General features: G+C 74.9%; 13 protein-coding genes. 7 read left to right on the plus strand and 6 right to left on the minus strand.

Features of this window, described 5'->3' with window-relative positions; all coding sequences use genetic code 11:
• Positions 1-15: 15 nt before the first annotated feature.
• Complete coding sequence (locus OG295_RS30355; protein WP_371679796.1) at positions 16-1,059, minus strand: hypothetical protein; 1,044 nt, start codon at positions 1,057-1,059, stop codon at positions 16-18.
• Between the two features lie 96 nt (positions 1,060-1,155).
• On the opposite strand from OG295_RS30355, the gene OG295_RS30360 reads away from it, so the two are divergent.
• Both OG295_RS30360 and OG295_RS30365 read left to right on the plus strand, forming a co-directional pair.
• The gene (locus OG295_RS30360) at positions 1,156-1,608 is read left to right on the plus strand and encodes a DUF4442 domain-containing protein (RefSeq protein ID WP_078950544.1); all 453 of its coding nucleotides are present in this window, start codon (positions 1,156-1,158) and stop codon (positions 1,606-1,608) included.
• A gap of 354 nt (positions 1,609-1,962) precedes the next feature.
• A complete protein-coding gene (locus OG295_RS30365; protein ID WP_371679797.1) occupies positions 1,963-2,628 on the plus strand; it encodes a DedA family protein in 666 nt (221 codons plus the stop codon).
• Positions 2,629-2,667: 39 nt separating this feature from the next.
• On the opposite strand, the gene OG295_RS30370 is transcribed toward OG295_RS30365, so the two are convergent.
• Entirely contained in the window at positions 2,668-3,222 is a 555-nt protein-coding gene (locus tag OG295_RS30370) for a gamma carbonic anhydrase family protein (RefSeq protein WP_371679799.1), read from the minus strand.
• 132 nt (positions 3,223-3,354) lie between these two features.
• Here OG295_RS30370 and OG295_RS30375 point away from each other — a divergent pair, with 132 nt between their 5' ends.
• Complete coding sequence (locus tag OG295_RS30375) at positions 3,355-4,101, plus strand: DapH/DapD/GlmU-related protein (RefSeq protein ID WP_371679800.1); 747 nt, start codon at positions 3,355-3,357, stop codon at positions 4,099-4,101.
• 21 nt (positions 4,102-4,122) lie between these two features.
• Here OG295_RS30375 and OG295_RS30380 read toward each other — a convergent pair whose 3' ends face one another.
• The gene (locus OG295_RS30380) at positions 4,123-4,989 is read right to left on the minus strand and encodes an EamA family transporter (RefSeq protein WP_371679801.1); all 867 of its coding nucleotides are present in this window, start codon (positions 4,987-4,989) and stop codon (positions 4,123-4,125) included.
• A gap of 107 nt (positions 4,990-5,096) precedes the next feature.
• Here OG295_RS30380 and OG295_RS30385 point away from each other — a divergent pair, with 107 nt between their 5' ends.
• Positions 5,097-5,687, plus strand: a complete 591-nt coding sequence (locus tag OG295_RS30385) for a helix-turn-helix domain-containing protein (protein ID WP_371681354.1) — start codon at positions 5,097-5,099, stop codon at positions 5,685-5,687.
• Between the two features lie 40 nt (positions 5,688-5,727).
• Here the strand turns inward: OG295_RS30385 and OG295_RS30390 are convergent, their stop codons facing one another.
• Positions 5,728-6,132 (minus strand): CoA-binding protein, encoded by a 405-nt coding sequence (locus OG295_RS30390; protein ID WP_371679802.1) that lies wholly within the window; start codon positions 6,130-6,132, stop codon positions 5,728-5,730.
• Between the two features lie 118 nt (positions 6,133-6,250).
• Between OG295_RS30390 and OG295_RS30395 the strand changes: the two genes are divergently transcribed.
• On the plus strand, positions 6,251-6,880 hold the full coding sequence (locus OG295_RS30395; protein ID WP_371679803.1) for a YigZ family protein: 630 nt from the start codon (positions 6,251-6,253) through the stop codon (positions 6,878-6,880).
• A 101-nt stretch (positions 6,881-6,981) separates the two neighbouring features.
• On the opposite strand, the gene OG295_RS30400 is transcribed toward OG295_RS30395, so the two are convergent.
• Positions 6,982-8,250 carry a vanadium-dependent haloperoxidase gene (locus tag OG295_RS30400; protein ID WP_371679804.1) on the minus strand — a complete coding sequence of 423 codons (1,269 nt, stop codon included), beginning with the start codon at positions 8,248-8,250 and terminating at the stop codon, positions 6,982-6,984.
• A 249-nt stretch (positions 8,251-8,499) separates the two neighbouring features.
• Here OG295_RS30400 and OG295_RS30405 point away from each other — a divergent pair, with 249 nt between their 5' ends.
• A complete protein-coding gene (locus OG295_RS30405; protein ID WP_371679806.1) occupies positions 8,500-9,687 on the plus strand; it encodes an exonuclease SbcCD subunit D in 1,188 nt (395 codons plus the stop codon).
• The gene (locus OG295_RS30410; RefSeq protein WP_371679807.1) at positions 9,684-12,695 is read left to right on the plus strand and encodes an AAA family ATPase; all 3,012 of its coding nucleotides are present in this window, start codon (positions 9,684-9,686) and stop codon (positions 12,693-12,695) included. The genes OG295_RS30405 and OG295_RS30410 overlap by 4 nt, the downstream gene beginning before the upstream one ends.
• Here the strand turns inward: OG295_RS30410 and OG295_RS30415 are convergent.
• Positions 12,685-13,131 carry an Lrp/AsnC family transcriptional regulator gene (locus OG295_RS30415; RefSeq protein WP_371679808.1) on the minus strand — a complete coding sequence of 149 codons (447 nt, stop codon included), beginning with the start codon at positions 13,129-13,131 and terminating at the stop codon, positions 12,685-12,687. The genes OG295_RS30410 and OG295_RS30415 overlap by 11 nt on opposite strands.
• Positions 13,132-13,146 lie beyond the last annotated feature (15 nt).

Raw genomic sequence — 13,146 nt, forward strand, 5'->3', positions numbered from 1 at the left:
CCGGGCCGCGGGGGATCAGTTCGAGGTGAGCCGGATGGAACTGAGGATCTTGTCGTAGACGTCGGCCTGGACCTCGTCCTTCACGCCCGCCGGGCCGACCAGCACGAAGCTGGCGAAGTCACCGGCCGCGTTCTTGAAGCCGAAGCCGACCGCCTTGCCGTCGGTGGAGCACTTGTGCTCCTTCTTCACGTTGGGCGCGGTGGCGATCACCATGTGGCCCTTGAGCCCGGAGGAGGTCGTGTACTCCTTGGGGTCGGTCACCTTGACCGTTCCCTTGGGTTCCTTCTGGGCGTAGCCCGCCCACACCCAGGAGCCGGTGTTGTCGGTCGCGACCTGGGCCGTGTCCTTGGCGCCCTGGCCGCCCTTGATGCCGGTGTCGGCGAGCGAGAACTTCTCCAGGCTGCCGTTCTTGTCCGTGTCGACCGTGCACCACTCGCGCTTGAAGGAGGAGGTGCCGCTCATGGTGATGACCGGCGAACCGTCCTTCTTGACCTCGTCGTCGAAGAAGAGGATCGAGCCCGACTCGGGGACGTCCCACTCGGGGGGCACGTCGTAGGCGGCCCCGTACTTCGTGTTGACGACCACCTTCCAGCCCGGGATCACCGGCTGGGGCGCGCCGCCGCCGGAGCGCGGGTTGCCCGACGGGGCGCTGGGGGTGGGCACCACCGGGGCGGAGGTGGCGGTGGTCGGCTTGTCGTCGGCCCGGTCTTCCTTCTTGTCGTCCCGGGTCAGGACGAAGGCCGCGGTGCCGGCCGCGGCCACCACGACCGCCGAGGCCGCGACGATGGCCACGGTCCGGGTGGAGAGCTTGCCGCCGCCGGAGGGCGGGGACGGCGGCGGGGGAGCCTGCTGGCCCCACGGCTGGGTGGGGGGCGGCGTCTGGTATCCGGCCTGCGGGTACCCGTAGCCGGGCTGCTGCTGTCCGAATCCCGGCTGCTGCTGCGGCTGCTGCGGCTGCTGGTACGGGTTCGGCTGTCCCGGCTGCTGCTGGTACGGGTTCTGTTGCGCGTCCTGAGGGTTGTGTTCGCCCCCGGGCGGCTGCTGCTGTCCTGGCCACATGGCCGGTAACGATAGTGGGAGGGGGCGCGAGGAGCCACGGCCGCCCCCTGGTCGGGTCTGGTCAACCCTGTCTACTCACGGGTAACATCGCGTTCCATGAGCGCAGACCAGATGAACGTGGGCGAACTGCTCGCCCAGACCGTGCCGATGGCGGGCACCCTCAACCTCGAATTCATCGAGACGACCCCCGAGCGCGCGGTCGTGCGGCTGCCCGACCAGCCCGCCTTCCACAACCACGTCGGCGGCCCGCACGCCGGCGCCATGTTCACCCTCGCCGAGTCCGCGAGCGGCGCCATCGTCCTGGCCGCCTTCGGCGACCAGCTCTCGCGCGCCGTGCCGCTGGCCGTCCGCGCGGAGATCGGCTACAAGAAGCTCGCCAAGGGCGTCGTGACCGCCACCGCCACCCTCGGCCGCCCGGCCGCCGACGTCGTGGCCGAACTGGACGCGGGCGGCCGCCCGGAGTTCCCCGTCACCATCGCCATCCAGCGCGAGGACGAGGCCGTCACCGGCGAGATGACCGTCGTCTGGACCCTGCGCCCCAACGCGTGACGGCGGGGCCCGCCTTGCCGGGCCCGCCGACCGGGGCCGTACGGCCGCCTCCGGGCGCCGTGCGGCCCCGACGGCTTTCCGGGCCTGACGCCCCGAGAGGCCGTGCCGCCCCCCGCGGCCGCCTGCCGGAGGAACGCCGGCGTGACGTCCGACCGCCCGTACGGAGCCCCGCCCCGCGGTGCACGGCCGACGGGCAGACCGCCGGGCGCCACGGGTTCCGGCCGTCGCGCGGTGTTCGCCGGTCGTTCCTCCCGTGAACCTCCCTCGCGGCCCGGGGCTGTCGCGGGGAGCGGATAGGCTGCCCGTTCGGCGTGTCACGGGGGCGCGCCGCCGAGGACTCGGGAGGACGTACCGGTGCACATCCAGGAATGGCTGGAGACGATTCCGGCGATCAGTGTCTACCTCCTGGTGGGCCTGGTCATCGGACTGGAGAGCCTCGGCATCCCGCTGCCCGGGGAGATCATCCTGGTCAGCGCGGCCCTGCTGGCCTCGCAGCAGGGGCACATCGACCCCGTGGTCCTCGGCGCCTGCGCGGTCGCGGGGGCGATCATCGGCGACTCCATCGGCTACGCGATCGGGCGCCGGGGCGGCAAGCCGTTGCTGGAACGGCTCGGACGGCGCTTCCCCAAGCACTTCGGGCCCGCCCACGTGGCCCTCGCGGAGCGCTCCTTCGACAAGTGGGGCATGTGGGCCGTCTTCTTCGGCCGGTTCGTCGCCCTGCTGCGGATCTTCGCCGGGCCCCTCGCGGGCGTCCTGCGCATGCCGTACTGGCGGTTCCTGATCGCGAACGTCCTCGGCGGCATCCTGTGGGCGGGCGGTACGACCGCCGTCATCTACACCGTCGGCATCGTCGCCGAGCCGTGGCTCAAGCGGTTCTCCTGGCTGGCGCTGGTGGTGGCCCTGCTGTTCGGGCTCGCCGTGACGCTGGTGGTGCGCTTCCGCATGAAGAAGGCCGCCGCCGAGGTCCACGAGGCGGAGCCGGCGGCGGCGACGGCCGCCGCGGCGGCGACCTCCGACTGAGGCCGGCCCGGCCCCGGTGGGGACCGGACCGGGCAGGGCTCAGGCGTCCGGGGTCACCGAGGCGCGGTGCTGCTTCGCCAGCTCCGTGTACATCGCGGCGTTGACCTTGATCCCCTCGCGCTCCTCCTCGGTGAGCTCCCGCCGCACCTTGGCGGGCACCCCCGCGACGAGCGAGCCGGGCGGGACGAGCATCCCCTGCGGGACCAGCGCCTGCGCCGCGACCAGTGAACCGGCGCCGATGACGGCCCCGTTCAGGACCGTCGCGCCCATCCCGATGAGGCAGTCGTCCTCCACGGTGCAGCCGTGCACGACGGCGTTGTGCCCGATGGAGACGCGCTCGCCGATGGACACCGGGAAGCCGGGGTCCACGTGGAGCGTGCAGTTGTCCTGCACGTTGCTGTCCGCGCCGAGCGTGATCGGGCCGCAGTCGGCGCGCAGCACCGCCGAGTACCAGACGCTCGCGCCGGCGGCCAGGGTCACGTCGCCGACCACGACGGAGGTCGGAGCGGTGAAGGCCGTCGGGTCCACGGACGGGCGCCGGTCGCCGACGCCCGCGATGAGTCCTGCCCGGCCCTGGTTCGGCTGTTGCGTCATGGTCATTTCCCTCTGTTTCCGTATGCCGCGCTACCGGCACCGTAGGGCACGCGCCGCCGCGGCCCCGCGATGGGGTGAAGATCACAGGAACGCGGTCCGGCGGCCCGGCGCGGGGCGCACTACCGTGGCCGGGTGCCGAAGAACCAGAACACGTTCTCATCGCTGACGGCCCTGCGCCGACGGGTCGCCGGCCGCGTGGTGCACGCGGGCTGGCGCTGGATGCAGCAGGCGGGCGCGGTCACCGCGCAGCACCCCGGACGGCTGCGCTTCGGCGCGATCGGCGACGGCACCCGACTGGCCTTCCCCCAGGGCACCGTCTTCGGGGAGCGCTGGATCCGGCTCGGCGAGCACTGCATCATCGCCGAGCAGGTGACCCTGACCGCCGGGATGATGCCCGACCTCGATCTCGGGCCCGAACCGATGCTGGTGCTGGGCAACGGCGTCGTGCTCGGACGCGGCAGCCACGTCATCGCCGACACCCGCATCAGCATCGGCGACGACACCTTCTGCGGGCCGGGGGTGTACATCACCTCCACCAACCACAGCTACGACGACCCGCACGAGCCGGTCGGCAAACAGTGGCCGCGCAGCGCGCCGGTCGAGATCGGACCAGGCTGCTGGCTGGGCACCGGCGCGGTGATCCTCCCCGGGGCCCGGCTGGGCCGCAACGTGGTGGTGGCCGCGGGTGCCGTCGTACGGGGCGAGGTGCCCGACCACGCGGTGGTGGCGGGGGCGCCCGCCCGGATCGTGCGCCGGTGGGAGCCCGATACGGGCTGGCAGCCGCCGCTGCGCACCCCCGCGCCGGTGCCGATCCCGGACGGGATGACGCCGGAGCAGTTGCGCGGACTGGCGCGGCTGGCGGAGGCCGAGCAGTCCTGAGCCGCTCCCGCTCGCCCGGGCTCAGCCCGCGGCGAGCAGGACCGTGCCCGCGAGGGCCAGTCCGGCCCCGGCCGCCTGCACGCTGCGCAGCCGTTCCTTGAGCACGGCGAACGCGGCGAACGCGGTGACCACCGGGTAGAGCGAGGACAGTACGGCGGCCACGGTGACCGGGCCGTTCTGGGCGGCGATGGAGTACGTGCCGTTGGCCGCGACGTCCGCCAGGCCGACGAAGGCCAGGGCGGGCAGCAGGCTCCACAGCACGCGCGGCCCGGTACCGGCGGGCAGGGCCGGGGTGCCCCGCCCGACCTGCACCCACAGGACGGCGCCGCCGACGGCCACGTTGGTGACCCGCTGGACGAAGAGGGCCAGGAACAGGCCGGTCAGGGTGGTGGAGGCGTGCGCGATCAGGGCCATGACGGCGCCGAAGCCGAAGGCGGCGAGCAGGGTGAGCACGACGGCCTGCCGCTGTACGGGGGCGCCGCGCAGCTCGGGGCCGCCCGCGAGGACGATGCCGGCCACGGCCACGGCGATGCCCGCGAACTGCCCCGGTCCGGGCCGCTCGCCGAGGGCCAGACCCACCCCCACCGGTACGACCACGCCGACGGAGCCGAGCGGCGAGACCACGCCCATCGGGCCCAGGGCCAGCGCCTTGTAGAAGCTGAGCATGGCGGCCGGGCCGACGAGACCGGCGGCCACCGCGAACCACAGCTGCGGTCCGGCCTCCCGCCAGGCGCCGGTGCCGATCACGATCCCCCCGAGCACGGCGACGGCGGCGATCTGCGAGACCACGACCACCGTCAGCGCCGGTATGCGGCGGGTCAGCAGCCCGCCGCCGAAGTCGGCGAGGCCCCACAGCACGGCTGTGGCCAGGGCGAACAGGGCGGTCATGGCAGGACCTCGCAGTACAGTGCGGTGAACGGTGGAGTGCAGCATCGAATACACCGCAGGTTAGTTCAGTCTATTGAACTGTGTCATCCAAAATATTGGACGGAATGGTGTCGGACCTCGAACAGCTCACCCAGGCGCTCGCCCGGAACCTCAAGCGGTGGCGCGGCGAGCGCGGATTCACCCTCGACGCGCTGGCGGCCCGCGCGGGGGTGAGCCGCGGCATGATCATCCAGATCGAACAGGCCCGTACGAATCCCAGCGTGGGCACCACGGTCAAACTGGCCGACGCCCTCGGGGTCAGCATCACCACCCTCCTCGACCACGAGCGCAGCCCGCAGGTGCACGTGGTGGAGCCGGGGCAGGGGGTGCGGATGTGGTCCAGCGGGACGGGCAGCGAGGCGCGCATGCTGCTCGGCGACGACCGGCGCGGACCCGTGGAGATGTGGATCTACCGGCTGGAGGCCGGGGACGGCACGGCCTCCGACCCCCACCCGTCGGGCACCTTCGAGATGCTGCACGTGACGGCCGGGGAACTCACCCTGGAGATCGCCGACGGCCGGTACGTGGTCCCGGCGGGCGGAGCCGTCTCCTTCGAGGCGAACGTGCCGCACGCCTACCGCAACGAGGGCCCCGGGCCGATGGAGATGACCATGGCGGTGTCGATCCCGCCGGTCCAGGGGGTGGCGGGCGCCCACTGACGGCGCGCGGCGGGGCCGGGCGACGGGCTCGACGGACCGGCTAGAGCACCGGGATCTCGATCGCGGGGCAGCGGTCCATGACCATCTCCAGGCCCGCCCCGCGGGTGCGGGCGTAGGCCTCCTCGTCGATCACGTCCAGCTGGAACCAGACGGCCCCGGCGCCCACCGCCACCGCCTCGTCGGCGACCGCGCCGGCCAGCGCGCTGTTCACGAAGACGTCCACCACGTCCACCTCGAAGGGGATCGCCGCGAGCGACGGGTACCCCGGCTCCCCGTGCACCGTCTCCGCCTTCGGGTGCACGGGAACGACCCGCTTCCCGAACCGCTGCAGCACGCGCGCCACCCCGTAGGCCGCCCGGTCCTGGTTGTTGGACAGGCCCACCACGGCCCATGTGTCACCGAGTTCGGTGAGGATCTTGCGAATGGTCGCCGGGTCGCCGTACACGCGCGCCGCCTCCTGTTGCTCCGGACCGCTCTGCTCTCCCCGGCACAACGAGGGGGACGCCCGCGCGATTCCCGTGGACCTCGCGGGCCCCCTGCGGACCACGGATTAGGGTGGAGCGGTGAAGGCAGACCAGTACGTGACGGTGGCCCGAGAGGGAACGCACGAGTCCGAGATCAACCGCTCGCGGTTCCTGTGCTCGCTCGCGCCCGCGGCGACGGAGCAGGAGGCGCAGGAGTTCGTCGCGCGCGTCCGCAAGGAGCACCCCACCGCCACGCACAACTGCTACGCCTACGTGATCGGCGCCGACGCCTCCGTGCAGAAGGCCAGCGACGACGGGGAACCCGGCGGGACCGCCGGGGTGCCCATGCTGCAGATGCTGACCCGGCGCGACATCCGGTACGCGGTGGCCGTGGTCACCCGCTACTACGGCGGCGTGAAGCTCGGCGCCGGCGGGCTCATCCGGGCCTACGGAGGGGTCGTCGGGGAAGCCCTGGACGCCCTCGGGACCGTCACCCGGCACCGCTACCGGCTGGCCACCGTCACCGTCGACCACCAGAGGGCCGGGAAGACCCAGAACGACCTGCGCTCCACCGGGCGGGCGGTGCTGGACGTGCGCTACGGCGAGGCCGTCTCGATCGAGATCGGCCTCCCCGAGGCGGAGGTCGAGGCCTTCCGGGCCTGGCTCGCCGACGTCACCGCCGGAACCGCGGGCTTCGAGCTCGGCGGAGAGGCCTACGCGGAGGGCTGACCGGACCCGCGGGGACCGGTCCCGCCGGCCGGATCCGCCGGCCGGGTTGTCGGGTCCGCCTGTCATATCCGCCACCGGGCCCGTCGGCCTGCGGAGTGCCGTCAGAGCGTGCCGTACAGCCGGTCGGCGTGCCGTAGCGCGTACCGCCCGACGGCCTCGCCGAGCCGGACGCCCGCCTCGTCGGCGCTGCGGCTGTGGATCCCCGAGTACACCCGGGCGTCGACGTTGTCCCGGGTCAGCTGCCGCCACCCGGTGTAGGTGCGCCGCACGCCCGGCGCCGTCGGGCTGGTCATCCCGAACGGGGTGGTCACCGGCCCGGCCAGCCCGTCCAGCACCGCCTGCGCGGCACCCGCGTACGTGGCGTGGCCGCTCGGGTAGTCGGGGTGGGCCGGCGTCCGGTGCAGCGGGGTCCACGCCGGGTCGGTGCCGATGTCCCCGGTCCGGATCGCGGTGACCGGCCGCCACCGTACGTACGTGTACTTGCTGTCGGAGGTGGCGATCTGGGTGTCGACGGACGCGGCGTGGAACAGCGCGAGCAGCTCCGCCCGCTCGGCGGTCGAGCCGTGCGAACGGGCCACGGCCACCCGCAGCGGTTCGGTGTAGAGGACCTGGGAGGAGGCGTACCAGAAGTTCGCCGTCTCGGTCTGGCGGGGCGTGCGCACGGCGCTGTCGGCGGCTCCGTACGCACGTACCTCGGCGAGGTCGGTCCGGTAGCGGCGGGAGTCCAGCGCGGGCGGCGGCCCCAGCCGGAACTGGTCGGCGCGCTCCAGCAGGAAGGGCTTCGCCAGGCGGTTGCCGTACTGGGCGGCGGGCGCGTACGCGTCGGGCGTGGGCTGCCAGACCCCCGGCGCGGCGGGCGGCACCGGGAACGGCGCGTTCACCGAGGCCGGGTCGAGGCCGTCCCCCGCGCGGGCGGCCAGCACGGCCGCGGCCTGCCGGGCACCCGCCGCCACGCCCCCTTGCTCGGCGGAGCCGTCCGGGATCCGGCCCAGGGTGGCGGCCAGGGCCGCGTCGAGATCGGCACGGCGGGACGGGGCGAGGCCGATCAGCACGCCGTGCACCGCGGAGGCGACGGCGGCGTCCTGGAAGCGGCCCCGGGCCGGGCCCGCGGGGGCCTCCCGGGCGGCGCGCGCGGCCGCGATCCAGCCGATCGCCCAGGTGCGGTTGTCGGTGATCTGCGTGGGAGCGGCCGTGGCCGCGACGGTCCGGGCGGTGGTGTCGTACCAGTCGAGCACCACCGACCCCGTCCCCGCCGCGAGCGGGGGCGCCGGCGCGGCGGCCGAGGGGACGGCGGCGGTCAGGGCCAGGAGCGCAGCGGAGCCCGCGGCGAGCAGCGCGGGACGGACGCGGACGGGTCGGGTGAGCGGCATGCGGCGAAGCTAGCCAGCGGCCGGGGCGCCGGACAAGTGCCCGGCGCCGTGGGGGGAGTTCGGCCACAGACCTTTCGTGCCGCCGCCATGATCCCGTAACGGACGGGGGAGCGGGGTGCGGAAGGGGTTAGCCTGGAGGGTCGGTGCGGGGCCCGTCGGCGAGGCCCCGGCCCGGCCGCGGGCAGGCCGGTGCCGACCGGTCGGGCGTGGAGACACGAGGAGAGCAAGCGTGCGGGTCGGAGCGGTCGAGTGAAGTTCCTGCACACCTCCGACTGGCACCTGGGCCGGTCCTTCCACCGCGTGAACCTGCTCGGCGCCCAGGCCGCCTTCGTCGACCACCTCGTCGAGACGGTCCGCGAGCACCGGGTCGACGCCGTCCTCGTCTCCGGGGACGTCTACGACCGGGCCGTTCCACCGCTGCCCGCCGTCGAGCTCTACGACCGGGCGCTGCACCGGCTCGCCGACCTCGGCGTGCCGACGGTGATGATCTCCGGGAACCACGACTCCGCCCGCCGCCTCGGGGTCGGCGCCGGGCTGATCGGGCGGGCCGGGATCCACCTCAGGACCGACCCGGCCGGCTGCGCCGACCCCGTGGTGCTGGCCGACGTACACGGTGACGTGGCCCTCTACGGGCTGCCGTACCTGGAACCGGCCCTGGTCAAGGACGAGTTCGGCGCGCCGAAGGTCAGTCACGAGGCGGTGCTGGGCGCGGCCATGGACCGGATCCGGGCCGACCTCGCCGGCCGGGCCGCGGGCACCCGCTCCGTGGTCCTCGCCCACGCCTTCGTCACCGGCGGGCAGGCCAGCGACAGCGAGCGGGACATCGCCGTCGGCGGGGTCGAGGCCGTGCCCGCCGCCGTCTTCGACGGGATCGACTACGCCGCCCTCGGCCACCTCCACGGCTGCCAGGCGATCAACGAACGGGTCCGCTACTCCGGTTCCCCGCTGGCCTACTCCTTCTCCGAGGCCGACCACCGCAAGACCATGTGGCTGGTCGAGCTCGGCCCGGCCGGGGAGGTCACCGCCGAGCGGATCGACACCCCGGTCCCGCGCCCGCTCGCCCGGCTGCGCGGCCGCCTGGAGGACCTCCTCGCCGATCCCGCGCTGGCCGCCCGCGAGGACAGCTGGGTCGAGGCCACCCTCACCGACCCGGTCCGCCCCGAGGACCCGATGGCCCGGCTCGCCACCCGCTTCCCCCACACCCTCAGCCTCGCCTTCGACCCCGAAGGCCGCGAGGAGGACGGCGGGGCCTCCTACGCCCAGCGCCTGAAGGGCCGCAGCGACCAGGAGATCGCCGAGGACTTCGTGGCCCACGTGCGCGGCGGGGGCGGCGCCGACGAGGCCGAGCGGACCGTGCTGCGCGCCGCCTTCGACGAGGTGCGCGTCCAGACCTCCCGCGAGGACCGCGCGGAGCACCGTCAGGGGAGCGCCCGATGAGGCTGCACCGGCTCGAAGTGACCGCCTTCGGCCCCTTCGCCGAACCCCAGCGGATCGACTTCGACGCACTCTCCGGCGCCGGGATCTTCCTGCTGCACGGACCCACCGGCGCGGGGAAGACCTCCGTCCTCGACGCCGTCTGCTACGCCCTCTACGGATCCGTGCCCGGCTCCCGCCAGGCCCCCGGCACCACCCTGCGCAGCGACCACGCCGCCCCCGACACCCCCACCGAGGTCACCCTCGAACTCACCGTGGGCGGGCGCCGCCTGGAGATCTCCCGGCGCCCAGAGCAGGACCGCCCCAAGAAGCGCGGCTCCGGCACCACCAAGGACAAGGCACAGAGCCTGCTGCGCGAGCACACCGGGGAGGGCTGGGCGGCCCTGAGCCGCTCCCACCCGGAGATCGCCGAGGAGATCGAACAGCTCCTCGGCATGAGCCGCGAGCAGTTCTGCCAGGTGGTGCTGTTGCCGCAGGGGGAGTTCGCCCAGTTCCTGCGGGCCGGCGCCGAAGCCCGCGGCCGGCTGCTCGGACGGCTCTTCGACACCCGCCGCTTCGCCGCCGTCGAGACCCTCCTCGCCGACCGCCGCCGGGCCGCCGAGGCCAAGGTGCGGGCCGGGGACGAGAAGGTGCTCGCCGCCGCCCAGCGGCTCGCCCAGGCCGCCGGCGACTGCGGCGACCTGCGGGCCTGGCCGCTGCCCGCGCTCCAGCCGGGCGACCCCGGCCTCGCGGGGGCCGTCCGGGCCTGGGCGGCCGTCGCCCGCTGCTCCGCCCGGGAACGGCTCACCGTCGCCGAGTACGCGCTCGCCGCCGTCGAGGGACGCCACCACGCGGCGCGGCGCGCCGCCGAAGAGGCCCGGGAGCTCGACCGGCTCCAGCGCCGCCACGCCGAGACCGCCCGCCGGGCCGCCCTGCTCCGGGCCGCCGGTCCCGAGCGCGAGCGGGTACGGGACCTCCTGGACCGGGCCCGCCGCGGCGCCCTCGTGGCCCCCGCCCTGGAGCTGCGCGGAGCCGCCGGCGCGGCCCACCTCACCGCCGCGCACGCCGAGAGCCTCGCCCGTGCCGCCCTCCCGCCGGCCCTCGCCGAAGCCGGCACCGAGCAGCTGGCCACCGTCGAGCAGCGGCTGCGCGAGGACCTCGGCGCGGTCGGCGCCGCCCAGCGGGCGGAACAGCGCAGTGCCCAGATCGGCCGTGAGCGCGCCACCCTGGAGCGGGAGTCACGCGACGCCGAGGAGCAGCACCAGGAGTCCGCCGACTGGCTCGCCCGCTGGGACGCCACCCGGACCGCCCTGCAGGACCGGGTCGACGCCGCGCAGCAGGCCGCCACGCTGGCCGAGCAACTCGCGGGGCGTCTGGAGCCCGCCCGGATGCAGCTGACGGCCGCCCGGCGGCGGGACGCCCTCGCCGCCGACGCCGAAGCCGTCCGCGGCGAACTGCTCTCCGCGCGCGAGGAGTCGTCCGCGGCCCGCGAGCGCTGGCTGGAGCTCAAGGAGGCCCGGCTGCGCGGCATCGCCGCCGAACTGGCCGCGGCCCTCACCGCCGGCGAGCCCTGCGCCGTGTGCGGGTCGGCGGAGCACCCCGCGCCCGCCCGGCCGGCCCCCGGGCACGTCGACCGGGCCGCCGAGGACGCCGCCCACGTCCGCTTCGAGACGGCCGAGGAGCGCAGGGCCGCCGTCGAAAGCCGGCTCGCCGCCGTGCGCGAGGCCGAGGCCGAGGCCGCCTCCGCGGCCGGAGCGTCCGGCACCGCGGAACTCCTCGCCCTCACCGCCGACCTGAGCGCCCGTCATGCCGCCGCCCACGCGGACGCCGCCGCACTGCACACCGCCCGCGAGCGCCTCGCCCGCGCCGAGCGGGAGCACGACGCGCGCAGTTCGGACCGGCTCGACGCCGAGCGCCGGGCCGCGGCCAGGGCCTCCCGGCGCGAGGCCCTCGACCGGGAACGGGCCTCCCTGGAAGCCGAACTGGTCCTCGTACGGGGCGACTCGCCCAGCGTCGCCGCCCGCGCCCGCACCCTGGAGGACCGGATCCGGATGGTCACCGGCGCCGCCGCCTCGCTGCGCCGGGCCGAAGTCACCGCCGCACGGCTGAAGGAAGCCGACGACCAGCTGGCCGACGCCGCCTTCAAGGCCGGGTTCGACACCGTCGAGGCGGCGGCCGACGCGGTCCTGCCGGAGTACGAGCGCACCGCCCTCCAGCACCGGACGGACACCTGGCAGGCCGAGGAGGCGATGCTCGCCGAGCGGGCCGCCGAAGGGGACACCGCCGGCACCGCCGGCCTGCCCCCGGCCGACCCGCACACCGCGGAGGCCGCCGAGGAGCGCGCCGCGGCCCGGCTGCGGGCCGCGGCCTCGGCCGTCGACGCCGCCCGCGTGCGCTGCGCCGAACTGGACCGGCTCTCCCGCCAGGCCGAGCACGAGCTGCGCGCCCTGGGCCCGCTGCGCGAGGCGTACGAGCGCGTGGCCCGCCTCGCCGGGCTCACCGCGGGAACCTCCGCCGACAACGAACGCAAGATGCGGCTGGAGGCGTACGTCCTGGCCGCGCGGCTGGAGCAGGTCGCCGCCGCCGCGACGGTCCGGCTGCTGCGCATGTCCGGCGGGCGCTACACCCTCGTCCACTCCGACGCCCGCGCGGGCGGACGCGGGCGCTCCGGCCTGGGTCTGCACGTGGTGGACGCCTGGACCGGCAGCGAGCGCGACACCGCCACCCTCTCGGGCGGCGAGACCTTCTTCGCCTCCCTCGCCCTGGCCCTCGGCCTGGCCGACGTGGTCACCGACGAGGCCGGCGGGATGCGCCTGGACACCCTCTTCATCGACGAGGGCTTCGGCAGCCTCGACGACCAGGCGCTGGACGAGGTGCTGGACGTACTGGACTCGCTGCGCGAACGGGACCGCAGCGTCGGCATCGTCAGCCACGTGGGCGACCTGCGCACCCGGGTCCAGGCCCAGCTGGAGATCGTCAAGCAGCGCGGCGGCTCGGTGGTGCGCCACCGCACGGCGGGGGTCACGGACTGAGCGGTCGCCGGGACAGCGGGGACGAGTAGACGATGCTCGTGGTGACCGGCCCCAGTCCCGCGATCCGGCCCGTGACCTCCTCCAGGTGCGCCATGGAGCGGGCGGCCACCTTGAGGACGAAGCAGTCGTCGCCGGTCACGTGGTGGGCCTCCAGGATCTCGGAGGTGGCGTCCAGGAAGTCGTGGAACGGCTTGTAGTTCCCGTGCGGATAGCGCAGCCGCACCAGCGCCAGGATGGTCTTGCCGAGCTTCTCGTGGTCGACCACGGCCGTGTAGCCGGTGATGATCCCGGCCTCCTCCAGGCGGCGGACGCGCTCGGTGACGGCGCTCGCGGACATGGAGACGGTACGGGCCAGCTCCGTGAAGCTGGCGCGGCCGTCCTGCTGGAGGGCCGCCAGGATCCGCCAGTCGGTGGCGTCGGGGGAATAGTCGGTCATGTTTGCAGGTCTAGC

Source organism: Streptomyces sp. NBC_01276, from assembly GCF_041435355.1.
In the GTDB taxonomy this organism is placed as follows: Bacteria; Actinomycetota; Actinomycetes; order Streptomycetales; family Streptomycetaceae; genus Streptomyces.